The sequence below is a fragment of the Peribacillus sp. TH16 genome, from assembly GCF_016651095.1.
Taxonomy (GTDB): Bacteria; Bacillota; Bacilli; order Bacillales; family DSM-1321; genus Peribacillus; species Peribacillus butanolivorans.
Genome location: NZ_JAEKEM010000009.1, coordinates 2,754,135 through 2,777,898, shown reverse-complemented (window position 1 = coordinate 2,777,898; position 23,764 = coordinate 2,754,135). Strand labels below are relative to the sequence as shown.

The 23,764-nt window shown below is 40.4% G+C and carries 25 protein-coding genes and 2 pseudogenes; 24 read left to right on the top strand and 3 right to left on the bottom strand.

All coding sequences use genetic code 11. The features are described 5' to 3' along the window. Position 1: 1 nt before the first annotated feature. The 21 genes and pseudogenes from JFV29_RS27450 to JFV29_RS27350 all read left to right on the top strand — a co-directional run bounded on the left by JFV29_RS27450 (position 2) and on the right by JFV29_RS27350 (position 19,813). On the top strand, positions 2 to 1,474 hold the full coding sequence (locus tag JFV29_RS27450; protein WP_201187576.1) for a heme ABC transporter ATP-binding protein: 1,473 nt from the start codon (positions 2 to 4) through the stop codon (positions 1,472 to 1,474). Further along, the gene (gene cbiB / locus JFV29_RS27445) at positions 1,471 to 2,436 is read left to right on the top strand and encodes an adenosylcobinamide-phosphate synthase CbiB (RefSeq protein ID WP_201187574.1); all 966 of its coding nucleotides are present in this window, start codon (positions 1,471 to 1,473) and stop codon (positions 2,434 to 2,436) included. The genes JFV29_RS27450 and cbiB overlap by 4 nt, the downstream gene beginning before the upstream one ends. Continuing rightward, a complete protein-coding gene (gene cobD / locus JFV29_RS27440; protein WP_201187572.1) occupies positions 2,411 to 3,484 on the top strand; it encodes a threonine-phosphate decarboxylase CobD in 1,074 nt (357 codons plus the stop codon). Before cbiB ends, cobD begins: the two co-directional genes overlap by 26 nt. Further along, positions 3,457 to 4,032, top strand: a complete 576-nt coding sequence (locus JFV29_RS27435) for a bifunctional adenosylcobinamide kinase/adenosylcobinamide-phosphate guanylyltransferase (protein WP_201187570.1) — start codon at positions 3,457 to 3,459, stop codon at positions 4,030 to 4,032. Before cobD ends, JFV29_RS27435 begins: the two co-directional genes overlap by 28 nt. Further along, a complete protein-coding gene (gene cobS / locus JFV29_RS27430) occupies positions 4,029 to 4,820 on the top strand; it encodes an adenosylcobinamide-GDP ribazoletransferase (protein WP_201187568.1) in 792 nt (263 codons plus the stop codon). The genes JFV29_RS27435 and cobS overlap by 4 nt, the downstream gene beginning before the upstream one ends. Continuing rightward, positions 4,778 to 5,395, top strand: a complete 618-nt coding sequence (locus JFV29_RS27425) for a histidine phosphatase family protein (RefSeq protein WP_201187567.1) — start codon at positions 4,778 to 4,780, stop codon at positions 5,393 to 5,395. Before cobS ends, JFV29_RS27425 begins: the two co-directional genes overlap by 43 nt. Next, complete coding sequence (locus tag JFV29_RS27420; RefSeq protein ID WP_201187565.1) at positions 5,347 to 5,775, top strand: bifunctional adenosylcobinamide kinase/adenosylcobinamide-phosphate guanylyltransferase; 429 nt, start codon at positions 5,347 to 5,349, stop codon at positions 5,773 to 5,775. The genes JFV29_RS27425 and JFV29_RS27420 overlap by 49 nt, the downstream gene beginning before the upstream one ends. Before the next feature lie 14 nt (positions 5,776 to 5,789). Continuing rightward, the gene (locus tag JFV29_RS27415; protein ID WP_201187563.1) at positions 5,790 to 6,374 is read left to right on the top strand and encodes a cob(I)yrinic acid a,c-diamide adenosyltransferase; all 585 of its coding nucleotides are present in this window, start codon (positions 5,790 to 5,792) and stop codon (positions 6,372 to 6,374) included. A 2-nt stretch (positions 6,375 to 6,376) separates the two neighbouring features. After that, complete coding sequence (locus tag JFV29_RS27410) at positions 6,377 to 6,871, top strand: ECF transporter S component (protein WP_201187561.1); 495 nt, start codon at positions 6,377 to 6,379, stop codon at positions 6,869 to 6,871. Then, entirely contained in the window at positions 6,868 to 7,563 is a 696-nt protein-coding gene (locus JFV29_RS27405; protein WP_201187559.1) for an ATP-binding protein, read from the top strand. Before JFV29_RS27410 ends, JFV29_RS27405 begins: the two co-directional genes overlap by 4 nt. A 1,123-nt stretch (positions 7,564 to 8,686) precedes the next feature. Next, the gene (locus JFV29_RS27400; RefSeq protein ID WP_201187557.1) at positions 8,687 to 9,064 is read left to right on the top strand and encodes an SET domain-containing protein; all 378 of its coding nucleotides are present in this window, start codon (positions 8,687 to 8,689) and stop codon (positions 9,062 to 9,064) included. Positions 9,065 to 9,074: 10 nt separating this feature from the next. Then, positions 9,075 to 9,158: pseudogene (locus JFV29_RS30830) on the top strand (YjcZ family sporulation protein); the annotation flags it as partial. A gap of 367 nt (positions 9,159 to 9,525) precedes the next feature. Further along, positions 9,526 to 10,668, top strand: a pseudogene (locus tag JFV29_RS27390) (GntT/GntP/DsdX family permease). Positions 10,669 to 10,692: 24 nt separating this feature from the next. Continuing rightward, on the top strand, positions 10,693 to 12,237 hold the full coding sequence (gene gntK, locus JFV29_RS27385; RefSeq protein ID WP_201187555.1) for a gluconokinase: 1,545 nt from the start codon (positions 10,693 to 10,695) through the stop codon (positions 12,235 to 12,237). Positions 12,238 to 12,330: 93 nt separating this feature from the next. Next, on the top strand, positions 12,331 to 12,807 hold the full coding sequence (gene ybaK / locus JFV29_RS27380) for a Cys-tRNA(Pro) deacylase (protein WP_201187553.1): 477 nt from the start codon (positions 12,331 to 12,333) through the stop codon (positions 12,805 to 12,807). A 105-nt stretch (positions 12,808 to 12,912) separates the two neighbouring features. Then, positions 12,913 to 14,031, top strand: a complete 1,119-nt coding sequence (locus tag JFV29_RS27375; RefSeq protein WP_201188151.1) for a PRK06851 family protein — start codon at positions 12,913 to 12,915, stop codon at positions 14,029 to 14,031. A gap of 175 nt (positions 14,032 to 14,206) precedes the next feature. Next, positions 14,207 to 15,079 (top strand): Cof-type HAD-IIB family hydrolase, encoded by an 873-nt coding sequence (locus JFV29_RS27370; protein WP_201187551.1) that lies wholly within the window; start codon positions 14,207 to 14,209, stop codon positions 15,077 to 15,079. A gap of 52 nt (positions 15,080 to 15,131) precedes the next feature. Next, a complete protein-coding gene (locus JFV29_RS27365; RefSeq protein WP_201187549.1) occupies positions 15,132 to 16,190 on the top strand; it encodes a PQQ-dependent sugar dehydrogenase in 1,059 nt (352 codons plus the stop codon). Between the two features lie 307 nt (positions 16,191 to 16,497). Further along, positions 16,498 to 17,856 (top strand): IS1182 family transposase, encoded by a 1,359-nt coding sequence (locus JFV29_RS27360; protein ID WP_201187547.1) that lies wholly within the window; start codon positions 16,498 to 16,500, stop codon positions 17,854 to 17,856. A 312-nt stretch (positions 17,857 to 18,168) separates the two neighbouring features. Next, positions 18,169 to 18,585 (top strand): MarR family winged helix-turn-helix transcriptional regulator, encoded by a 417-nt coding sequence (locus tag JFV29_RS27355; protein WP_201187545.1) that lies wholly within the window; start codon positions 18,169 to 18,171, stop codon positions 18,583 to 18,585. 22 nt (positions 18,586 to 18,607) lie between these two features. Continuing rightward, on the top strand, positions 18,608 to 19,813 hold the full coding sequence (locus JFV29_RS27350; protein WP_201187543.1) for an MFS transporter: 1,206 nt from the start codon (positions 18,608 to 18,610) through the stop codon (positions 19,811 to 19,813). A 145-nt stretch (positions 19,814 to 19,958) separates the two neighbouring features. Here JFV29_RS27350 and bshB2 read toward each other — a convergent pair whose 3' ends face one another. The 3 genes from bshB2 to pdxK form a co-directional block, all read right to left on the bottom strand. Then, complete coding sequence (gene bshB2 / locus JFV29_RS27345; RefSeq protein ID WP_053348416.1) at positions 19,959 to 20,624, bottom strand: bacillithiol biosynthesis deacetylase BshB2; 666 nt, start codon at positions 20,622 to 20,624, stop codon at positions 19,959 to 19,961. 96 nt (positions 20,625 to 20,720) lie between these two features. Beyond that, positions 20,721 to 21,068 (bottom strand): YojF family protein, encoded by a 348-nt coding sequence (locus JFV29_RS27340; RefSeq protein WP_201187541.1) that lies wholly within the window; start codon positions 21,066 to 21,068, stop codon positions 20,721 to 20,723. A 125-nt stretch (positions 21,069 to 21,193) separates the two neighbouring features. Continuing rightward, on the bottom strand, positions 21,194 to 22,018 hold the full coding sequence (gene pdxK, locus JFV29_RS27335; RefSeq protein ID WP_082527519.1) for a pyridoxine/pyridoxal/pyridoxamine kinase: 825 nt from the start codon (positions 22,016 to 22,018) through the stop codon (positions 21,194 to 21,196). Positions 22,019 to 22,444: 426 nt separating this feature from the next. Between pdxK and mobA the strand changes: the two genes are divergently transcribed. From mobA to moaD, 3 genes are read left to right on the top strand one after another with little or no spacing between them, the layout of a single operon-like run. Next, entirely contained in the window at positions 22,445 to 23,080 is a 636-nt protein-coding gene (gene mobA, locus JFV29_RS27330; protein ID WP_201187539.1) for a molybdenum cofactor guanylyltransferase, read from the top strand. Further along, on the top strand, positions 23,070 to 23,534 hold the full coding sequence (locus JFV29_RS27325) for a molybdenum cofactor biosynthesis protein MoaE (protein WP_053348419.1): 465 nt from the start codon (positions 23,070 to 23,072) through the stop codon (positions 23,532 to 23,534). Before mobA ends, JFV29_RS27325 begins: the two co-directional genes overlap by 11 nt. Next, positions 23,527 to 23,760 (top strand): molybdopterin converting factor subunit 1, encoded by a 234-nt coding sequence (gene moaD / locus JFV29_RS27320; protein WP_056524079.1) that lies wholly within the window; start codon positions 23,527 to 23,529, stop codon positions 23,758 to 23,760. Before JFV29_RS27325 ends, moaD begins: the two co-directional genes overlap by 8 nt. The last annotated feature ends 4 nt before the right edge of the window (positions 23,761 to 23,764 follow it).

Below are 23,764 nucleotides of genomic sequence, written 5' to 3'. Positions count from 1 at the left end.
CATGCTTGAAGTTAAAGGGTTAACAGGTGGATATGGCAATAAAGCTGTTTTGGACTCTGTCTCTTTTGACGTACATAAAGGGGAATTATTTGGGATTCTCGGTCCAAATGGCAGCGGAAAAACGACGCTATTAAGTATGCTTAGCGGGGTTCTCGATTATAAGGTAGGAAGCATACGAATAAGGGGAAGAGACTTGAAGGAGTATTCGGCCAAACAACTTGCACAAGTTATAGCCGTGTTGCCTCAACATTCCTCATTAGCCTTTTCTTATACGGTAAAAGAGACTGTTTCTCTTGGCCGTTATGCTCACCAAACAGGCTGGTTTCATAGTTGGACTTCTGAGGATGAGGTGATTGTCCAACGTGTGATGAAGCAAACGGGAGTCGCGGATTTTCAGGATCTTCATTTTGAACGATTATCAGGCGGTGAGAGACAGCGGGTCTTATTGGCACAAGCACTTGCCCAAGAACCGGAAATTCTTTTTTTAGATGAACCAACGAACCACTTGGATCTTTCCTATCAAAAGGAGCTTCTTGATTTAATGAGGAAAATGGCCAAGGAGCTGGAGCTAACAGTTATCTCAATCTTCCATGACTTGAATTTGGCCGGCTTGTACTGTGATCGGCTGATGTTGCTTGAAAAAGGACAAATTCAAGTCATTAATGTGCCGAATGAAGTGCTCCAACAGGAACGGATCCAGGAGGTATACCGGACGACGATTGAAAAACATCCGCATCCTGCCCTTCCGAAGCCGCAAATGTTCATTGTCCCGGAAAAGCATGTCTGTGATTTCGCACCTTTGGAAATTAATGAAACCTATTTGACGGTTGGCACCGAAATAATTCAATTGAATTCACCAATTCCGCTTAGAACGATGTCTTCTGGTGTGACCGGTTCAGGAACGGGCTGGCACCAATATTTCGTGAATAGGCATGTCCATCGTGATTATAATTACGAGGATCATTTTGCTGAAATGGCTGACTTTTTAAAAACACACGGTTTTGAACCGCAGGAAACGGTCGGAATGATGACAGCTGTCTTTCTCGATACGGTGGCCTTCAAGTTTCTAAGAGATGATGATTTCTCGGTTTTTATCATCGTGACGGCAGGAGTAGGGAATGCCATCGACGCCTCTTTAGCTGACCAACATTCTTGGATTTCCACTCCAGGAACCATAAATACATGGATCTTTGTAAATGGGCACTTGGCAGAAGAGGCCTTTATCCACAGCATTGTCACCGCGACCGAGGCAAAAGTAAAAGCGCTTCATGATTTGCGTGTTTTGGATAAGGTGACAAATACAGTGGCGACAGGAACATCGACAGACAGTATTTTGATTGCCGCAACCCAAAGAGGGAAGGGACTTCAATATGCAGGCACCATTACTCCGCTAGGGAAGTTGATCAGTCGCGGTGTATATGATTGTACCGTAGAAGCAATAAAGAAAAATCGGAAACGGATTGAGGAACTATGATTTACCATCACCTTTTTGCTGTTACACTGGCTTTTTTCTTTGATCTATTAATAGGTGATCCACCAAATTGGCCACATCCCGTTAAATGGATTGGAACGTTGATAAGCAAGTTGGATCATTCATTCAATAGAGGTACACATAAAAAACGAAATGGCCTCTTCATGCTGGTAATTGTTTTAACACTGGTGTTATTGGCAACAGGTCTAACTGTCTATTTAGCTTATCTTATCCATCCGCTTGCGGGAATTTTATGGGAAGCTGTTGTTATTTCTACGACGATTGCTCAGAAGGGCTTAAAGCAGGCAGGAATGGATGTGTGTCATCCACTGAATGAACAAGCTTTTCGTGAAGCGAGGCTAAAGCTTTCCTATATTGTCGGTCGTGATACTGCTGATCTTGATGAATCCGAAATAGTCAGAGGCACTGTAGAAACCGTAGCTGAAAATACGAGTGATGGAGTTACGGCTCCACTGTTTTGGGCAGCAATCGGCGGTGCTCCACTCGCGATGATGTACAGGGCAATTAATACCTGCGATTCAATGGTTGGTTACAAAAATGATAAATATGGACAATTTGGCTGGGCTTCAGCTAAGCTCGATGATATCGTGAACTGGATTCCTAGTCGCCTCACTGGTTTCTTGATGCTGCTAAGCTCGAAATCCAGCTATCATAGCTTGGGGGCTAGATGGAAGATTTTGTTCAATGATGCGAAAAAGCACCCAAGCCCGAATAGTGGGTGGTGTGAAGCAGGCGTTGCTGCAATTTTGGGTGTACAGCTTGGCGGCCGGAATATGTACAAAGGAGTAGTTTCTGACCGTGCTAGGATGGGCGTTCCACTTGTTCCATTAGAAGCAATACATATACAAAAAACGATTACCATCATGCATCGGACATCTTTTATATTTTTACTGATGCTTTGGTTAGGGGGACTTACGCTTGGCATTACCTTCTCATGGCTCTAATCCGCATTATCTTTACGAAGCGCTGGAAATTGAAATGCCTGAATCGGTTCTCGATTTTAGTGCTAATATCAACCCATTGGGTCCTCCTTTATGTATAAAGGAACGGTGGTCCGAATTCTTCGAAGGAATCTTAAATTACCCAGATCCGCATGCCGTTGAATTGACAAAATTAATTGCAAAAAAAGAAGCGCTTCCTGAGCAATCCGTTTTGGTAGGTAACGGTGGTGCGGAAATAATAATGTTGGTAGCGAACAGGTTAGCCAATAAAAAGGTCTTAATCATTCAGCCTGCATTTGCGGAATATGCAGAAGCTAGTTTAGCAGCCGAATGCGAGGTAGACTTTCATCAACTTGATGCACCTGAGTGGCAACTAGATCTCGATCGATTGATTCCTCAATTACCTGAATATGACGCGATTTTTTTATGTACGCCTAATAATCCGACAGGGATTTCATTTAAGCAAGAAGCAGTTAGGGAATTAATCAAAGAATGCGGAAAAGCAAATTGTCTGGTTGTTTTGGATGAGGCTTTTTATGATTTTACGGAAAACGCCTTTACTTATGCTTCTTTAATTACGCAATTCCCTCATTTACTGATTCTACGATCAATGACGAAAATTTTTGCAATTCCAGGCTTGAGGTTGGGTTATTTGCTGGCGGCACCAGATATCATAAATCAGGCAAAAACCTATAAATCGCATTGGAGCGTCAATCATGTGGCATTAGAAGTCGGGAAAATCTGCCTTGCTGAAGAAGAATATATAGAAAAAACAAGAGCGTATATTCAATTCCAAAAGCAGAAACTTTTCCGGTTTTATGAAGAGCATGAGTTGATTGTCTCAAATAGCACGGTCAATTTTTATTTAGTGAAAGATGAATCCTTATCCCTTTTGCCTTTTTTATTAAAAAAGGGCATCGTACCACGTCATACGTATAATTTTCCAGGGTTAGATGGAATGTGGCTCCGGTTCGCAGTGAAGAGTGAGCGTGATAATGCCATGCTGATGGAGGGGGTAAGACAGTGGAGAACTCTAGGCTCTGTTTTATAACCGGTGGTGTCCGGAGCGGTAAAAGCCGTTTTGCAGAAAAAAAGGCAATAGAATATGCAATCCAATTGAGTGGGAACTTGCATTACCTCGCTTGTGGCCGAGTCAGTGATGCTGAAATGGAAGAACGCATCCGCCGGCACCAAAGGGATCGCAAAAGTAGTCCAATTGCTTGGAGGACTTGGGAATACTCGACGAATATTACACGGATAGGTGCAGATCTAAATCAAGATTCAATAATCCTACTCGATTGCCTGACAACCCTACTCGATAATGAATTATTCGGTCCCAATATACCGCTTGAAAAGGAGTTTTTACATAGTGTTTTCACAAAAATAATCAGCGGAATTAATGAGATAAGAAAACAAGCCAGCTGTTTGATAATCGTAAGCAACGAAGTGGTACAGGAGCCGATTTTTCAAAATGAGTTCCTCCATATATACGGAAAAATACTTGGCCTGCTTCATCAAGCGGTCGTCGAACAGGCAGATGAGGCTTATCTTGTTGAATCAGGGATTCCGTTATTGATGAAAGGGTGCATGCAGGAATGAACGGATGGATTGGATTCTTGATTAACCTGCAGTTCTTTACCGTGTTCCCAATAAAGAAACAGCTACCGATGGATAAGAAATATATCCACCGTGCGATTCAAACCTTTCCTTTAGTCGGGCTTTTCCTAGGCTTGATATTGGGAGGTGTTTTATACGCGTTAGTAGAATGGACCCCATTGTCATCCCTTTCGATTGCGTTTGTGGTTTGGTTTTTAACGATGGCATTAACAGGCGGTTTGCACCTCGATGGTTGGATTGATGCAAGTGATGCCTTCTTTTCCTATCAGGATAAAGAGAGGCGTCTAGAAATCATGAAGGATTCCAGGACAGGAGCATTCGGTGTCATCTCCGTCATCGTACTTTTGGCCGCCCGGTTTATATTTATTTATGAAATCGTCGATAGAGTCAATGAGTGGACATACTTTTTAATTATTAGTCTTCCACTTTTAAGTAAATGTGTGATGGGCTATTTACTTAGCCGGATGCCACTGGCAAAAAAAGAGGGACTTGGTGCTTTCTTTCAAAGTGCAGTAAGGAAAAACAGTTTATATATTTATTTGTTGTATTTTATTGTGAGTTTTGCGGTTGCATGGAGCATCGATTTCAAGCTGGTCACTTTATTTTTTATCATGTGTCTGGCTGCTCTACTCTTCCTATTGTATATAAAGCGGAAAATCGTTAGTTGGTTCGGTGGGATAACGGGGGATGTATTGGGAGCATCCGTGGAAGGAGTTGAGCTCTGGTTATGGCTGATTCTGTGGCTATTACACTACTTCGCCATGGGCTGACAGAAGCAAATGAGCGAAGATCCTATTTAGGCTGGACAGATTCTCCATTAAGTCTGAAAGGAGAAAAGGAAATTCTAGACTTAAGGGGCTCTTACCCACAGTATGAAAAGATTCACACGAGTGATTTGCCTCGTTGTATTGAAACCGCAAGACTGTTGTTTCCAGATGTTGTTCCGATAAAACACCCTGCGTTCCGTGAACTGAACTTCGGCAGTTGGGAAGGGCGAACTTATGAAGAGTTGAAGACTGATGGCGATTATCAAAAATGGCTAGAGCGTCCTATGGAGGCAATGGTTCCTGGTGGTGAAAGCTATCCGGCATTTTCCAAACGTATTCAAAATGGCTGGAGCCAATTGATTTCCGGTGAGGAAAGCCAATATGTATTAATGACTCATGGGGGTGTAGTACGTGAATTACTTGTCCGCTATGCACCGATGGAAAAGTCTTTTTTTGATTGGGGAATTTCCCACGGTATGGGATATGAGCTGATTTGGGAGGACCGGAACAGCTTAAGGAGGGGTGAACGTTGCACTTTGTTACAGGTGGCGCCTATAATGGGAAAACAAAATGGGTAAAGCACTTTTATGGGTTGGAAAGTGAGACTCTTTGGCTATCCGGTTATCAAAAAGAACAGCCGACTATGACGGATTTTCAAGGTAATACAGTGGTATTGCATGGCTTGGATGCATGGATCCAACAAGATGCAGAAAAGATGGATGCAGAGTCGATTCGAAAACGGTGGAAGGAAATCATGGCTGACTGGCGAATATGGGAGAAGGAAAAGGATGATCACAACTGTATTGTAATCGGATCAGATATTTCCAAAGGAATTGTTCCGATGGAGGCACAAGATCGCAAATGGCGCGATGCCTGCGGCTGGGTCTTTCAAGATGTAGCCTCCTTATCAAACCGTGTGGATGTCATTTGGTACGGTATCAATCAGCAAATTAAATAGAGGAGGAAATAGAGATGAAAATTTATACACGTACTGGGGATAAGGGACAAACTAGCGTAATCGGAGGACGTCTGGACAAGGATGACATCCGTGTCGAATCTTACGGAACAGTGGATGAAGTGAACAGTTATATCGGCCTTGCAGTAACTGAATTGGACTCAGCGATTTTTGCAGACGTACTAACGGACTTGGAAAAAATTCAGCATGAGTTATTTGACTGTGGCGGTGATTTGGCGACAGTTTCTGAGAAAGCCCCGCAGAAGCTAACGGATGAGGCGATTACCTATTTGGAAGAACGAATTGATGCCTTTATCGTCGAAGCACCGGAATTAGAAAAGTTTATCCTTCCAGGAGGCTCAAAAGCGTCTGCAACCATTCATATTGCCCGGACGGTTACACGCAGGGCGGAGCGGTTGGTTGTTTCTTTGATTAAGTCGGGTGCGGCAGTTTCACCACTATCTCTTCAATATTTAAATCGTTTGTCTGATTACTTTTTTGCTGTAGCACGTGTGATTAACTTCCGCCTTGGCGTAAAAGATGTGGAGTATATCCGCAGCGCAAATGTATTCAGTGGAGGAAAAAGAAAGGAAAAAGAGTAAACATGAACGTAAGAAAAATTAGTACAATTGCTATTTTTATTGCTTTATCGGCGGTTGGGGCAATGATTAAAGTCCCTTCCCCTATAGGCAGTATGGCTTTAGACAGTTTTCCGGCCCTTTTGGCGGCTGTCATACTTGGCCCGGTGTCCGGAGCTATAGTAGCTGGACTTGGTCATATTATTTCAGCTTTCATCGGTGGCATGACACTAGGCCCTTTCCATTTTTTGATCATGGTAGAAATGGCGGTCCTCGTATGGATGTTTGGCGTTTTATATGTACATGGAAAGAAAATAGGCGCATTTTTCCTCTTTTTTATCGGTAATGCCTTCATCTTAGCTCTACCTTTCATATTTCTGGTTAGCCTTGAATTTTACACGATGCTAGTTCCGGGGTTAACAGGTGCTACAGCAATAAATGTAGTGTTGGCGGCCCTTTTACTTCCACGTCTAGAACCAGTTTTGAAAAAAGTGATTTTAAAAGATGGATTCGTAGAATGAATGATTCATTGATCTTACCGTTTACGGAGTCACAATCATTAGTCGTTTCTTGTGATAATAGTGGCGGAATTGGGTTGAAGGAAAAAGATCTCGTTCAGGTCCCATACGAAGTTGTTGGATATTTTTCGTTCCGGGTTGCCGTTATGGAGTGCCTGGCTGCTGGCGGAAGTCCAATGACCGTTGTCCTTCATAATTTCTGCGGCGATGAAGCCTGGGATGCCTTGAAAATAGGCGTCATGAAGGGAATGGATGAAATCGGTCTGGATCTCTCTATTACAGGTAGCACCGAAAGTAACATGCCGCTTCTTCAATCCGCACTTGGTCTTATGGTGATTGGAAAACGCAGGAATGAACGTGTAATGAAGCCAATTCTTCAACGGAAAATGGCCCTTATTGGCAGGCCACTTGTTGGGGAAGAAGTTATGAAACAACAAGAGTGGATCGCGCCGTTATCTTTATATAAAAGCCTTTGTGAGCTTGAAGAAGTTCAGGTACTTCCTGTTGGCTCAAAAGGGATAGCAAATGAATGGAAGCATCTGGACCCAAATGGGGAAGGTGTTTCTGCACATATAAGGAGTCAAGTCGATATCGAAAAATCGTCAGGACCATCTACTTGCTTTCTTATTGCTTATCCTGAACATCTGGAGGATGAAATCAAGCTCCAATCCGGTTCTTTTTTTATGGGTGAATGATTATTTTCTGAATTAATTAGGCATCGAGTTTAGTTCATAATGCTGGTTAGATGCTTTTTTTTGCAATTTAGGTTTGTACGGGTCACACTTTGTATATCTTTATGCTAAACTTCTTTAGAAACACTGTGAATTGCTATTTCTTAGCGTGGGTCCAGCCAATATTTCGATGAAAACATAAGGTGCCGTCAAAATTTTGTCAAACCCGCGCTAAGGCAACAAATGGAAAAATGAACTGATTTCCCCTATGTAAGGGAATGCAGTTCCTTTTTTATGTGTATAAAACCACCCTTTGTAGATCTTCAGCAAAGTAAATGATTAACTCAGGAAACAGTTTTTCACGGTTTCTTCCTGTAAAGTTTGATTTAGGATTTCTTTCTCTATAGCTGATTTCTTCGCAATCGCTCCAGCAGCCGTCAATCATGATTGAGGATCTTCAAAAGCGCGCTAAATCAGGACTATTTTCCATCAGACTTTCCTTCATTTGACTTACCTTCATTTGACTTACCTTCATTTGACTTGCCACTAGCTTTTTTCCCTTTCGGCATGCAGACCCCTCCTTTATAAAAGAATAAAATATAATATGCAAAATAGCTCTAACATGTACGTTAGTTAACAAAATCGAGCTAAAATAAAATTAGATTAATATATCTTTTATTTTTCGAAAAGTTTCATTTTCACATGACCAACATTGCGAATGGAAGTCAGCTATGGGAGATTTTTCTGTATGGTTATCAACAAGCGTTTGGAAAACAATCCGACGATGATTTCATTTATGATTTGATCAAAAAAAATCAATATTACCCCATTAATTAATTCCCTGATGAAGCCTAATAGCATATTAATATTGGTAAATACCTACGCTGGCTAGTTGGAACAGTTTGTACAATGAAGAATGACGGGTTTACTCACATCCATTCCCTGTATCCGCAATAGTGAGTTTGTTCGAAATTATTCCTTGGGACAATGATGCTTGGGTAAAGTAAGTCAACGGTGGGAATCATGGAGTACAACACTTGCGTCCCTATATTTATAAAGCACCTAGGGAATTTAGATTAAAAGAGTACCTTAATACTAGACTTTATACTTGAAAAGTTATTAATAATTTCAGAAAGGAGCTACTACTGTGGCACCAATATGTATTAAAAATACTGGAAAGTATGGTAGAGGGGTATATTCTACACGTGATATTAAAAAGGATGAACTCATTGAGGCATCACCTGTTGTAATATCACCTGAAAATGAATGGAAATATCTAGAGAAGACTATACTCTTTAATTACTGCTTCTTTTGGGGGGATCATAATGACATAGCCATTGCATTAGGATATGGAGCACTATTTAATCATTCATACACTCCGAATGCGACGTTTAATAATAATGAAGATCATTTATCAATAGACTTTTATGCAATAACTAATATTAAGGCGGGGGAGGAAATCACCATAAATTATAATGGTGACCCTGAAGATAAATCTCCGTTATGGTTTAATGTGATTGAGTGAATGTTTCTATATTTCAGGTTGTGACGGTGGTAGTGGAGGTTTCGCCTTTATAGTCGTTTTGTTTTTACTCTTAATCATTGTTGGATGTAGTTGTGGCAGCGTTCCGGATAGGGCGCCATCTGATAAAAATAGTATGCAAAAAGCTGACCTTTATTGGTCGGTTTTTTCAAATTTGATTCCTATTTCAAGGGAAGGATTCCATTTGGGGATCCTAGTAGTAAGTTGAATAAGAAAAAATCAACAATGTCCATTAACATAGCAATAATTTAAGTAATGAGCTATTTGTATTAAAAATATAATTATTTACTGTATTGTTATATTTTATATAAAATATTATTTTCAGTTAGTTTATATAAATAGAAAGAATAGAAGGAATTTAAAAGATTTCAGCTGGAAGGGAAGTACCAAACAATCTTCGCAATCGATCCAATCTTTTTTTTAACTACATAAAGAGATGCAAGATGTCTAGTTTATTTGGACTAAGATATAATAATAGTTTGTTGGTTTATGCGCTAATTTCAATTATTTTCTTAATCGTTATCATAGCTTAAACGAAATGGCACCCATTTATTGCGTTACTTCTTGCTTCCGTTATTTTAGGGATCATCGCATGTATGGATATTCCGGATGTTGCAGATGCTGTTCAGACAGGGGTAGGAAATACACTTGGTTGTCGGTCTGGGTACGATGCTTGGGAAAATGATGGCCGAATCAGGCGGAGCCGATCGGATTGCAAATACGCTTTTAGATAAGTTTGGAGAAAAGTAGGTACATTGGGCCGTAATTATTGTTGCTTTTATCGGTGGTATGCCCGTATTCTTCGAAGTTGGCCTCGTCTTATTAATTCCAATCGTTTACACAATTGCTAAAAGAACGGATTTACCCCTTTTAAAAATCGGGATTCCGATGGTAGTTGGATTATCGACAGTACATGGCTTGATGCCTCCACATCCAGCACCAATGATTGCGGTTCAAGAATTTGATGCAAATGTTGCTAAAACCATTTTATATGCTTTGATTATCTGAATTCCAACAGCCATTATAGCTGGTCCAGTTTTCGGTTCCTTCATATTAAAAAGAATTAATGTACAAGCTACTGAGGAGTTATCGGAACAGTTCTCTAATAAACATAATCGCAAGCTTCTAGGTTTCGGAATTACACTAATCACTATTTTAATGCCATTTATTTTGATGTTAGTGGGAGCTGTCGGTTCCGTTTTTTTCCAACGAGTCGATACTGAATGATTGGATTACATTCCTTGGAAAGCCAATTATCGCTCCATTGGTCTCTGTTGTGGTTTCTTTCTTTACATTAGGCTATGCTAGAGGTTTTAATAAAGAAGAACTTAACCAATTTATGTCTGCCTGCCTTGCACCAACTGCATCCATTATCTTGATTATCGGAGCAGGTGGCGCATTTAAAAATGTATTAATCACGAGTGGAGTGGGCGGAATTTATTGCAAGCCGCATCCTTTGAAATTTCACCAATTCTGAATTCTTTAATTTAACAGTGACACAAACGTTTAAATCTGGGACGGTTATGGAAACGATAATTTCAGTCGTTTCTCTTATCCTAATCTTACTATTGAATTCAATTGTTTAAGAGAAAGGAGTACGATGTAAAAATATGAAACATTCAGGTTATATGATGGGGATCGATATTGGTACGACGAGCACGAAAGTTGTTCTTTTTTCAAAGAGGGGCGAGGTCGTCCATTCATGTTCTAAAGGATATCCGCTTCACAGTCCAACTCCGTCTGTTGCGGAACAAGATCCGGAAGAAATCTATAAAGCGGCTATTATTGCAATCGGTGAAGTGATGATTGCAAGCGGAATAGCAAAGGATGAACTAAGTTTTATTTCGTTTAGTTCAGCGATGCATAGTTTGATTGCCATGGATAAAGACGGTAAGCCGCTCACAAATAGTATTACGTGGGCAGATAACCGAAGTGTAGCCTATGCGGAGCAATTGAAGGCATCGGAACAGGGGACGCAATTGTATCACAGAACGGGAACACCAATTCACCCTATGTCCCCAATCACGAAAGTTATGTGGCTTAGAAAAGAGCATCCAGAAATCTTTAACAAAACGGATAAATTTTTAGGGATTAAAGAATATATTATCTATAAATTTTTCAAAGAGTTTGTAATGGATTATTCACTTGCATCTGCAACAGGTATGTTCAACTTGAAAAACTTGGCGTGGGATGAAGAGGCATTGGCCATTGCGGGAATTGGATCGGACAAGCTTCCTATGCTCGTGCCAACGACCCATATCCTTTCTGGATTGAGCCAGGAATTGGCAGAAAAAATGAACATTTGTGCTGGTACTCCATTTGTTATTGGTGCAAGTGATGGGGTGCTTGCCAACTTAGGCCAAAATGCTATCAAGCCTGGTGTGCTTGCGGTAACAATAGGAACAAGCGGTGCAGTGCGAACCGTCAGTGACCGTCCGCTTACTGATCCGAAAGGGCGGACGTTCTGTTATGCCCTCACTGAGAATCATTGGGTAATTGGCGGACCAGTCAATAATGGGGGAATCACTTTCCGATGGGCCCGGGATCAATTTGGTCGGGTAGAAATCGAAAGAGCTAAGGCCTCGGGTCAGGATCCATATGAGATATTGACCGAAATGGCTTCAAATATTGCACCTGGCTCAGACGGGTTAATATTCCACCCGTATATGGCAGGGGAACGGGCGCCATTATGGAGTGCTGATGCAAGAGGTTCCTTCTTTGGACTAGCTCTTCATCATACTCGCGATCATATGGTGCGGGCTGTGCTTGAAGGTGTGATGTACAACTTATACAGTGTCCTCCTTGCTGTAAGGGAACTGACAGGTGCTCCGGAGAAAATCCATGCAAGTGGCGGATTTGTCCGCTCCAAGCTATGGCGGCAAATTATGGCTGATGTATTTAATCAGAATGTGACAATCCCAGAAAGCTTTGAAAGCTCGAGTTTAGGTGCTGCCGTTCTAGGATTATATGCTTTAGGTGAAATTGAAAGCCTGGATGAGGTTGAAAACATGATTGGGCATACAAATGAACTTGTTCCAATCGAGGAGAACGTTAAAGTGTATGAAGAACTAATGTCGATTTATTTATCCGTAAGCCGGCAATTAGAAGGCGACTACAAGCGTATTGCTGATTATCAAAGACGTCATTTAGAATAAATTTGAGTGAAAGCACAGATGCAGAAGCGCTGTGCTTTTCTTTTTGCCTACAAAAAATGGTAAAATGGAGAAAAGGATAAGGGGACTTTTGAGATGGGAGCCAGTAAAACAAATGCAATGCGAATTCTCGATAACAAACATATAAAGTATGACATGATGAGCTATGATGTCCACGACGGCCAAATAGACGGTGTTACCGTGGCGAGTAAAATTGGTAAAGCGCCAGCAACCGTGTTTAAAACACTCGTTACTCACAGCGGACCTCAGCAGCTTTATGTATTTGTTATTCCTGTAGACACCGAGCTGGATTTGAAAAAAGCAGCGAAAGCAGCAGGTGCGAAAAAAATTGAAATGCTCGCTGTTAAAGACTTGCAGAAATACACAGGGTATATTCGAGGGGGCTGCTCACCAATCGGTATGAAAAAGCAGTATCCGACTTTTATTGATGAAAGTGCAACCAATCTGTGTGAAATCATCGTAAGCGGTGGGAAAATTGGGACACAAATTGTCTTGAAACCGTCAGAATTCCTTGTGGCTGCACAAGCGGAGCCTAGAGCTCTTATCAAATAGATAAAGAATACTATTAAACCTAAACCTTAGGCATTCACCTACCTGGGTTTTCCTGCATAAGCTGTCTTGAAGATGCACATCTGTATGGTGAAGGAGAGTGTGAAAGTGGCAGGAAAAGTGATGCATTATTTCGCTGGAGGCAATACGGCTAAAGGTTTTTATAGTTTATATGATTCCAATCTAGCTGGTTTGGAGAAATTATTTATTTTAAAAGGCGGACCTGGTTCAGGTAAATCGACTATTATGAAAAAAATTGGCCAGGAATGGCTGGATAAAGACTATGATATCGAGTTTTTGCATTGTTCGTCGGATAATGATTCCATTGATGGGGTAATTATTCCCGCCTTGAAAATAGGTCTTGTTGATGGGACTGCGCCACATGTGATTGAACCGAAAGCACCGGGAGCCGTTGAGGAATACGTCAACCTAGGGGCTGCCTGGAATTCTCAACAGCTGGCAGCTGAAAGAACGACAATCATAAGATTGACCAATGCTAGAACCAAGAGTTTTGAAAAGGCATATGCTCTTTTCGGAGAAGCATTAAAGATACATGATGAATGGGAAGATATTTATAAGGCGAACATTGATTTCGTTAAATTAAATGGATTAACCAATAAATTGATAGAAGGCTTTTATAGAGATATTGTTCTCAACAAAAAAGCAGATGTTCGTCACCGGTTTTTAGGTGCCGCTACGCCAGAGGGAGCAGTTGATTACATCCCGAGTATTACAAAAGGAGTGCAAAAACGCTACTTTTTAAAGGGTCGACCTGGCTCAGGAAAATCGACGATGCTGAAAAAGATTGCAAAGGCTGCGGAGAAAAGAGGATTTGATGTAGAAGTGTATCATTGCGGTTTTGATCCTGAAAGTTTGGATATGGTAATCGTCCGGGAGGCAGGAATCGCTATTTTTGACAGCACCTCTCCGCATGAATATTTCCCGAGTAGAGAGGGTGATGAAATCATTGATATTTATAAAACAGCCATCCACTCTGGAACAGATGAAATTTATGCTGATCAGATCAAGGATGTTTCCTCCAGATACCGGGCGAAAATGAATGAAGCAACTGCATGTCTTGTAAAAGCGAAAGAGCAGCATGACGCACTTGAAGCCATTTATGTAAAAGCAATGGACTTTACTGCAATTGATGACATTCAAAAGGACATTCAAGAACAAATTACTGCACGGTCAAAGACTGTGGATAATCATACGATTTTACATTAAGAAAAAAACTGTACCTATTCCAAATAGGTGCAGTTTTTTTATATACATAGAAGAGACAACTGAAAGATAATCATTTTTAGATTGGCGTTGAAAAGCTCTCCCGTTTGTTATACGTGTTTATCAACTCTCTTTCGGTTAAAATAAGGGTTATATTGAAAAAAAGGAGCGGGTTGAATTGATTAAGACGATTGCGATTGATATGGATGGAACATTATTAAACAAGATGCAAAAGGTGAGTGATGAAAATAAAGCCGCTATCCAGAGGGCGCAAAGAGAAGGAGTTGAGGTGATCATTGCTACAGGAAGATCGTACGAGGAAGCAAAGTACGCTTTAGATGAAACGGGCATTGTGTGTCCGATTATCTGTGTAAATGGGGCTGCTATTTTCACGCAGGACGGAAAAATTGCTGCTTCCAATCCGATGTCACCTGCTACTGCACAGAGTGTTGCCGAATACCTCGAAGAACAGGAAATTTATTTTGAAATTTATACGAGTCAAGGAATCTATTCTAAAGACTATGAAAACGCAATATCTGCTTTAGTGGATGTTTTTGTTACAGCTAATCCGGACATTGACCCTGTGGGAATCAGAAAATTTGCAGAGGACCGTTTACAGCTTGGACAGATAAAGTCCGTTTCCAATTACTCAGATTTATTCAGCCACTCTGATATAGAATATTATAAAATTCTAAGCTTCTCCAAAAATTTAAGTAAATTAGACCAAATTGCTTCACAATTGAAAACTCAGGATGGGGTGACCGTCACCTCTTCAGGACGTGAAAATGTGGAAATCATGAGTGGGCAGGCGCAAAAAGGTACTGCGCTTGAAAAATATGTGACTAAAAAGTCTGCTTCGATGCAGGAAACTATGGCCATCGGAGATAATTACAATGATATATCAATGTTTGAAAGAGTGGGTTTGTCTGTCGCAATGGGAAATGCCCCGCTTGATATTCAAAAGCTTTGTGATGAAGTAACAGGTATTAATGATGATCACGGTGTTGCTACAGCTATTCTAAAGGTACTTACGCAGTCATCAGCATACTAAATATGGAACGAAAGGAGAAGAGCTTTTGAAAAGATGGTGCTTATATTTTCTCATGGCCGCATTAACTTTAACTGGTTGTAACGTTAATAAAGAAGAGAACAGTAAAGCACAGCAGAGCCCTGATAAAGAAGTGTCGGAAACTCTAGGAGAGGGCCCTGAGGTGCTGTTAACGAACTTAATTGCACCTTGGTCGATTCAGAAGAATGGGGACACAATGTATGTGTCAGAGCGGACAGGCACCATCGTTCAATGGGAAAGGGGCGAGATGACGAGGCAAAAGGTTAAGCTTAAAAAGACATTGTCTGTGAAGGCCGAAGCTGGATTACTTGGATTTTTGTTAACTCCTGACTTCTCGAATAACAGGCGTGCAATTGCCTACTACACGTATGAAGAAGGCGGGAATTCTATTAATCGAATCGTTACTTTACAAAAGGATAATGATACGTGGCGGGAGTTGGAAACATTAATCGACGGAATACCAAGCGGTGACTACCATCATGGAGGTCGAATCAAGATTGGCCCGGATGATAAGATATATGCAACAACAGGGGACGCGAGGAATCCAACAATAGCCCAGGATCTTGATTCTTTAGGTGGGAAGGTCCTAAGAATGAACCTTGATGGTACCATTCCGAAAGATAATCCAATCGAAAACTCATACGTCTATTCATACGGACACCGCAACCCACAAGGCTTGGCCTGGGATGAGGCTGGTCAGATGTATGAAAGTGAACATGGTGAGTCTGCTCACGATGAATTAAATAAAATTGCCCCCGGTATGAACTATGGCTGGCCAGAAATAGAGGGCGATGAACAAAAGCCGAATATGGTAAACCCATTGATACATTCCGGTGAAAATACATGGGCCCCTTCTGGAATTGCTTATTTTGACGGAAAGCTATACATTGCAACCTTAAGGGGAGAATCGCTCAAGAGCTATGATGTACAAAGCGAAAAAATGACCGATATTATCACAGATTCCGGGCGGATACGTGATATGTTTGTGGATGAAGATTCTCTCTATTTTATAAGCAACAATACGGATGGTCGGGGAAATCCTGATGAAAAAGATGATAAGCTGTATCGCTTGCCGCTATCTCATATAAATTGAAAAAGGCCCTAAAAGGGCCTTTCAGACTGTAGACAAACTCGATGAAAATCGAGTTTGTCTACAGTTTTTTTGAGGGGTTGTAAAAATTCGAACGTTGATTGGAACGTAGGGAACTCGCTTTCCGCGGGCGGTCAGGGAGCCTCCTCGGCGCCTTTGCGCCTGTGGGGTCTCCCTTGGACACGCTTTTCCCGCAGGAGTCTCGCACCTTCCGTTCCAATCAACTTTGTTTTAACAATTAGAAATAAACACTTTTTCCTACAGTCTTTTTTGTTTTAATATAGGAGTATTAAAACTTGAGGTGATGACGATGCTTTCGAAACATAATTCTATTCAGCGAGATCAACTTGAAATGATTACTTTGGATCAACTGGTGCCAGCGAACCATTTGGTTCGTAAAATTGAGGGGGCCATTGACTTCACTTTCATTTATGACTTGGTGAAAGAGATGTATTCAGAGATAGGCCGCCCAAGTATTGATCCAGTTATTTTAGTTAAATTGACATTCATTCAATATACCTTCGGTATTCGTTCGATGCGTAAAACGATTGAAGAAGTTGAAACGAATATGGCTTACCGTTGGTTTTTAGGTTACGGTTTCCATGATAAAGTACCTCACTTCTCAACGTTCGGGAAAAATTATGAGCGTCGCTTTAAAGATACAGACCTGTTTGAACAGATTTTTTATCGTATCTTAATGACAGCCTCAGAAAGAAAGTTAATTAGTGCAGAGCACGTATTCGTTGATTCAACACATGCGAAAGCCAGTGCGAATAAGCGGAAATTCGAAAAGAAAATCGTTCGTAAGGAAACACGAGCATATCAAGGACGCCTTCAAGAAGAAATAAATCAAGATCGTGAAAACAATGGAAAGAAGCCTTTTCCACCGGATAAATTTGATAAAGAAGAAACCAAAGAAATTAAAGAAAGTTCAACTGACCCTGAGAGTGGCTACTATGTAAAAGATGAACGAACAAAACAGTTAGCCTATTCATTTCATGCGGCTGCAGACCGCAACGGTTTTGTGCTGGGGACGATTGTAACACCAGGAAATACGCATGATAGTCATATCTTAGAGCCTCTTGTTGAACAAGTGATTGAGAAAGTTGGAAAACCTGAAGCTGTTGCCGCAGATGCAGCTTACAAAACACCAGCCATTACAAGCTACCTTTTTGGGAAAGAAATCACACCAGCTTTACCCTATACACGTCCACGAACAAAAGAAGGGTTCTTTCGCAAGCATGACTATGTTTACGATGAACATTTTAATTGTTATCTCTGCCCATCGGGCGAGATTTTAAAGTACTCAACAACAAATAAAGAGGGCTATCGCGAGTACAAATCACCCAAACACACTTGTGCGACATGCTCATTTTTATCACAGTGTACAGTAAGCAAAGACCATCAAAAAGTGGTGACACGCCATATCTGGCAAAATTATATGGAAGAAGCAGATCATCTGCGTCACCACAAGGATGTAAAACCTATATATGCGAAACGCAAAGAAACAATAGAGCGTGTATTCGCAGATGCAAAAGAAAAGCATGGTATGCGTTGGACTACTTTAAGGGGACTTAAAAAATTGTCGATGCAGGCGATGCTTACATTCGCTGCCATGAATTTAAAGAAGATTGCCAATTGGACATGGCAAGGTCCAATAATGGCTTAATAAAGTGGGCTCGTAGAGGCCCAATCTCTTAATCTTGATCAAAATTCAAAGGGAATTTCAAAAGGGGTCCAGAATTAAAACATTCTGGACCCCTTTTGTCTACAAACTGAAAGGCCCTAAAAGGGCCTTTTTTTGTGTGTTTTAAGAAGCATCGAACTTAGCAAATAATCAGCTTGAATACTGTTGAAGGTTTAGAGAAAAATATCAGTGCACTATTTTAAGTAGTTGGGCATTTTCTACATCTGTAGGGTAGACATTTCTAATAAATCAGCGTATAGTTACCTAGGTAACTATTTAATAGGGGGAATACCTATGTCCTTTCATAATGGTTTTTTTCATCATAATCTGCAATTTTCAAGGTCATTTACTAAAAAGTTAAATGAACAATTGGCCAAGGTTAATCTTTTTCATTCTCAATGGTTGATTATATATTATTTGAATCAGTATGGTTGTTCTACGCTTGTCGAAATTAGTAATTATCTAGATGTGGAGAAACCGACAGTAACTCGGACGGTCAATCGTTTAGAAGAACGTAAGTTGATTGAACAAATACCCGGAAAAGATAAGCGGGAACGGAGAATACAGTTAACTGAATCAGGCGAAATAACCTATCAAGAAGCCAAAAAAGTAGTTGAGGAATTTGAACTTCAATTAATGAGTGGTTTGGCTGAAGAAGATCGTGAGACAACGTTACGAACTTTGCTTTTCTTAAAGGGAAAATTAAAATAATTAGGAAGGAAGAAGGATTGAAATGAATCAGAAACCGAAATTGTGGACGAAAGACTTTTTGATTGTATCGTCTGCGAACTTTTTTCTATTTTTAACATTTTATGTCTTAATGGTGACATTGACCATTTACACGATGGATAACTTTCATGCATCCCAAGCGCAAGCTGGTCTTGCTTCAAGTATTTTCGTCCTAGGGGCTGTACTTGTAAGGCCGATTGCAGGGAAAAAGATTGACCAGATTGGCCGCAGAAGACTGTTGCTTGGATCATTGATCTTATTTCTAATATCATCCATTGGATATTTTCTAGTAGATAGTTTATCACTTTTGTTAATTGATCGATTAATTCACGGTATCTCTTTTGGCCTTGCTACTACAGCAACGGGAACGATTGCAGCAGATATTATTCCGAATGAACGACGTGGTGAAGGAACAGGTTACTTTGCCATGAGCACAAACTTGGCAATGGCATTTGGGCCGTTTATTGGATTATTGATTACACAGCATTTTAGCTATTCCATTATTTTCTATGCTGCATCTTTATTTGCTGCATTCTCTTTAGTTGCTTCATTATTTATGCATGTACCTGAGGGGGAAAAAGAACGAGTATCTCAACAAAAAGGCTTTAAAATTGGCGATTACTTTGAAAAAAGAGCTTTACCTATTTCTATTTTTATTGGATTTGCCGGTTTTACGTATTCGAGCATCTTGTCCTATTTAACATCCTTTGCAAAGGAACTAAATTTAATGGACGCGGCGAGCTTTTTCTTTGTAGTGTTTGCTATATTCCTTTTGGTGTCACGTCCCTTTACAGGGCGTATGTTTGATGTGAAGGGTGAAAATGCAGTTATCTATCCATCGCTCCTACTATTTGCGGTGGGTATGGTCATTCTTAGCCAAGCCCATCATGGAATCACCCTCCTAATAGCTGGCGCATTAATCGGAGTGGGATATGGTACGTTCCAATCAAGCTGTCAGGCGATTTCAATTAAGGAGTCCCCATCAAACCGAATGGGATTAGCAACTTCTACGTACTTTACAATGTATGATTTTGGTATTGGTGTAGGTCCATTCCTACTTGGATTCCTTATTCCTTTTACCGGGTTCCAAGGGTTATTTATAGGCATGTCCATTTTGTCATTTGTTCTCATAGTCATTTACTATTTAGCGCATGGTAAAAAGGCTTCTGCAAGAAAGAAAATGCAATCTGAAGAGCGGTTTTCTGCTTAATTTTCTGCATTTTCTTGTTTAAAAACAAAAAAAATGGGGATGCTTATATTATGATTGATTTTCCAAGTAATCCCCCTTTTCTCCGCCTGTTATATACAGGCGTTTTTTTTATGTTATAACAAAAAAAACCGCCAAATTGGCGGGTTTAAAATTTATAGGTCCATAATCGTTCTTTGCGGATCCAGTCAAGAAAGTCAGCATCTTGGTTTTCGAATTTTTCTTTCCAGTCGACCACCATCGCCTCCGTTTGCGAACGGTGTGCTGTAAATGTATCTACCTTTTTGTTTTCGACGGCAGAAATATCATGGACGATGTCAGGTTGCCCTAAATCGTCGATGCAGTTATTGGAGAAAGCGACACAGTGAAGTTTAGGTCTCTCTTTTTCTTCGATTCTTTCCACAGCTCGGACCACAGCTCGTGCAGTTGCTTCATGATCCGGATGAACGCTGTATCCTGGGTAAAACGTAATGATTAATGAAGGATTAAGTTCATTAATGGCATCTGTAAATAAAGAAGTCAGCTTTTCATCATCTTCAAATTCGATGGTTTTATCACGCAAACCGAGCATGCGTAAATCTTGGATACCAATCGCGTTTGCAGCATCGATTAATTCCTTTTTACGAATTTTAGGAAGCGATTCTCTTGTTGCAAAAGGAGGATTTCCTAAATTCCGTCCCATCTCTCCTAGTGTTAAGCATAGGTAGGTAACGGGGGTGCCTGCTTCTCTATGTAAAGCAAGCGTTCCAGAAACCGAGAAGGCTTCATCATCAGGATGTGGGAAAATAACTAATACATGGCGTTCTTTTTCCAAGGTATATTTCTCCTTCCGTTCTACTTACAGTGAGTATAGTTATCTGCCAATTGAGGCGTGCATGGCGGATTTTTGACACCTGCAGCAAGATTGTAATTATTCAAAGGGAGTAGGACTAATTTGCATGGAAACAGCAAGTTTTCCGGTAAAATCAAGCCCTGCCAGTAGCAATCTCCCATGTTCATCAATTTCGAAGTGGTTTACTCCTTCAGCGTATACCCAGCCAATATTGAGCTTTAAGCCGATACGATAGGGTCCGTCCCCAACTATCTTCCCATGTTCATACTGTATAAAAGCATTACGGATATAAGCGCCTGCCGAAAAAAAAGCTTCATCTACATGAGTGGCATAGGCGCCGTTGGTTGTTTCAAGGTGAAGATATACATCTTGTCCTGCAAAAGAATCGATAGCATTCTGCACCTCTGTACGGTCTATAGGTTTCATTCTACAATTTCCTCCTTAACTGGGCGGCTAGATAAGCATTTCCTTCTTTCTATTTTACTAAATATAAACAAAAAAAGCGAAAAAGGCCGCTCAATGATTTTGAGCGGGCCCTTATTTTTAATTAATTATTTTGTTTTTTCAGCAACCCCGTATTTATGGTATGCACCATGATTGACAGGACCTACATAGTCATTCATCTTCCAAGAATGACGAACAGCTTCTGTTATGAAGTCTTTTGAAACATGAATCGCCTCGCGCGGACTTTTACCTTCAGCCAATTGAGCTGCAATAGCTGCTGAAGATGAACAGCCGGCACCGTGTGTATTGGTTGTTTCAATTTTTTCAGATTCAAGAATCTCAAATTCTTTTCCATCATATAAAAGGTCGATAGCTTTGTCATGATCCAGCTTATTTCCACCTTTGATCAAGACATATTTCGCACCAAGTGCATGAATTTTCTCAGCTGCACTCTTCATATCATCAATCGTCTTGATTGGCGCTGTGCCTGCTAATTGGGCAGCTTCGAAAAGGTTCGGTGTAACTACTGTTGCACGTGGAACAAGTAGGTCACGAAGTGCTACAGCTGTTTCTGGATGCAATACTTCATCTTCACCTTTACAAACCATTACTGGATCAATTACGACTTTGTCCAGTTTCAACTCGTCAATTTTACGGGCAACAAGTTCAATGATTTCGACTGATCCAAGCATTCCTGTTTTCATAGCATCGATACCGATTGATAAAATCGTCTCGATTTGGGCTTCTAAAATCTCAACCGGTGTAGGGAATACATTATGAGACCAGCCGTTTTTAGGATCCATCGTAACGATAGTCGTTAAAGCGGACATTCCGTAAACACCGAATTCTTGAAATGTCTTTAAATCAGCTTGAAGACCTGCGCCGCCGCTGGAATCAGAACCAGCAACTGTCATAGCTCTTTTCATAGTCATTATGTGACCTCCTCAGGAGAATTGTATCGATATTATCAGCATACCAGGTAATATCCTGTTTTTAGAATATACCAAAATTTCTATTATGTAAAACTTAGTTGTCACCCTAAATGAGTACCTTTTTGAGAGACATGGAGAGGCTTCGAATAAACACGTTTTAATTGAAAAAATATTATCGGAAATTATGAACCAATGAACGAAATTTTAGAGATTAGGCAGTGGGGATTCCTGGGTGTTAGGGTTTGGTTCAAATAAAAAATATGCTATATTCTATCTTTTAATTAATAAGCAAAGTTTGTGAAAGTGTCATTATTTTCGAAGTTGATTTAAAATATGGATACATTGAAAACTTATTTAAAGGATATATTCCTTATAGCGTTACCATTAGATGCAAGGTTAATCCCGAAATAGGAAGGGGGGAATCAGATGGAATGCACAATGCTGCTTTTGGCAGGCGGGAAATCTAGCCGTATGGGTGTGAATAAAGCTCTGTTGAAGATAGGTGAGGACGTGAACATCTCAAGAGTGGCTTCCGAGTTGAAAAAAGTTTCAGAAAACATTCTAGTCATTACGAATACATCTGAAGATTATCGATTTCTTCAACTTCCGCTAATTCCCGATTTACATAAAGATCGAGGCCCCCTTGGAGGACTACATGCAGGAATGTCCTACTCAAAAACAGAGCTGCAGTTTCTTACGGCCTGTGATATGCCTTTTGTGAGTGCAGAAGCAATAAATGAAATTATTTCCTATTATGAGTCTGATCTAGATGCCATCATCCCTGAAATCAACGGCAGGCTTCAGCCGCTTTTCGCTGTTTACCATAAAAGGTGTCTACCTGTACTAACGGATTGTTTAGTGAAACAGGAATTGAAAATGAGGATCTTTTTAGAAAAGATTACGGTGAAAATTATTAAGGAAACTGACTTTGAGCTATATCATAAGAATCCTAAGCGTTTTCAACGCCTATTTTTCAATATGAATACGAGGGAAGATTATCAAGAGGCAGGGCATATTAATCAAACTGAATTTTATATAAAGGATGGTAGCCATGAACTATGACATTTCTAAAGAACCGATTGTCATCCAGGAAGTGATTGATAAAGTAGTCAATCGTAATGCGGGTGCTGTCACGACCTTTATTGGTACAGTAAGGGAAATGACGAAGGGTAAAAAGACTTTATTCTTAATCTACGAAGCATATAAACCGATGGCAATTAAGAAACTAGAGCAAATCGGCTCCGAAATCAAGGAGCGTTGGCCTGATGCAGAAACGGCGATTACCCATCGCGTAGGTAAATTGGAAATCACGGATATCGCCGTTGTTATCGCCGTTAGTACTCCACATCGAAATGATGCCTATGAGGCAAATCGATATGCGATTGAAAGAATTAAAGAAATTGTCCCAATTTGGAAAAAAGAACATTGGGAGGATGGGGAAACATGGGTTGGTAATCAATTGGAAACTGTTCCTTATCCGAAAGGAAAACCAGAAGAGGTGGATATAGATGATTAATGTACTCTTATTTGCTCAATTAAAAGATGAATTAGGAAAAGAAACTCTTTCTATAGAAGGAAATGGAATGAGTGTGGCTCAGCTGAAAGGGAAAATGAAGATTGAATTTCAATTGGAGGGTCTTGAAACCGTGATGACAGCGGTTAATGAAGAATTTGCCGACGATGAAACGATTTTATCTGATGGAGATACAGTAGCCTTTATTCCACCTGTTAGTGGAGGCTGATTAG

Bases quoted from the DNA above. Each gene is read 5' to 3' on its own strand.
- moaD (WP_056524079.1), top strand. From the start codon at position 23,527: ATGATTAATGTACTCTTATTTGCTCAATTAAAAGATGAATTAGGAAAA.
- JFV29_RS27360 (WP_201187547.1), top strand. From the start codon at position 16,498: ATGCTTTCGAAACATAATTCTATTCAGCGAGATCAACTTGAAATGATT.
- cbiB (WP_201187574.1), top strand. From the start codon at position 1,471: ATGATTTACCATCACCTTTTTGCTGTTACACTGGCTTTTTTCTTTGAT.
- JFV29_RS27325 (WP_053348419.1), top strand. From the start codon at position 23,070: ATGAACTATGACATTTCTAAAGAACCGATTGTCATCCAGGAAGTGATT.
- JFV29_RS27415 (WP_201187563.1), top strand. From the start codon at position 5,790: ATGAAAATTTATACACGTACTGGGGATAAGGGACAAACTAGCGTAATC.
- JFV29_RS27350 (WP_201187543.1), top strand. From the start codon at position 18,608: ATGAATCAGAAACCGAAATTGTGGACGAAAGACTTTTTGATTGTATCG.
- JFV29_RS27410 (WP_201187561.1), top strand. From the start codon at position 6,377: ATGAACGTAAGAAAAATTAGTACAATTGCTATTTTTATTGCTTTATCG.
- cobS (WP_201187568.1), top strand. From the start codon at position 4,029: ATGAACGGATGGATTGGATTCTTGATTAACCTGCAGTTCTTTACCGTG.
- JFV29_RS27340 (WP_201187541.1), bottom strand. From the start codon at position 21,068: ATGAAACCTATAGACCGTACAGAGGTGCAGAATGCTATCGATTCTTTT.
- mobA (WP_201187539.1), top strand. From the start codon at position 22,445: ATGGAATGCACAATGCTGCTTTTGGCAGGCGGGAAATCTAGCCGTATG.
- ybaK (WP_201187553.1), top strand. From the start codon at position 12,331: ATGGGAGCCAGTAAAACAAATGCAATGCGAATTCTCGATAACAAACAT.
- gntK (WP_201187555.1), top strand. From the start codon at position 10,693: ATGAAACATTCAGGTTATATGATGGGGATCGATATTGGTACGACGAGC.
- JFV29_RS27365 (WP_201187549.1), top strand. From the start codon at position 15,132: ATGGCCGCATTAACTTTAACTGGTTGTAACGTTAATAAAGAAGAGAAC.
- JFV29_RS27450 (WP_201187576.1), top strand. From the start codon at position 2: ATGCTTGAAGTTAAAGGGTTAACAGGTGGATATGGCAATAAAGCTGTT.
- JFV29_RS27355 (WP_201187545.1), top strand. From the start codon at position 18,169: ATGTCCTTTCATAATGGTTTTTTTCATCATAATCTGCAATTTTCAAGG.
- pdxK (WP_082527519.1), bottom strand. From the start codon at position 22,018: ATGACTATGAAAAGAGCTATGACAGTTGCTGGTTCTGATTCCAGCGGC.
- JFV29_RS27425 (WP_201187567.1), top strand. From the start codon at position 4,778: ATGGCTGATTCTGTGGCTATTACACTACTTCGCCATGGGCTGACAGAA.
- JFV29_RS27405 (WP_201187559.1), top strand. From the start codon at position 6,868: ATGAATGATTCATTGATCTTACCGTTTACGGAGTCACAATCATTAGTC.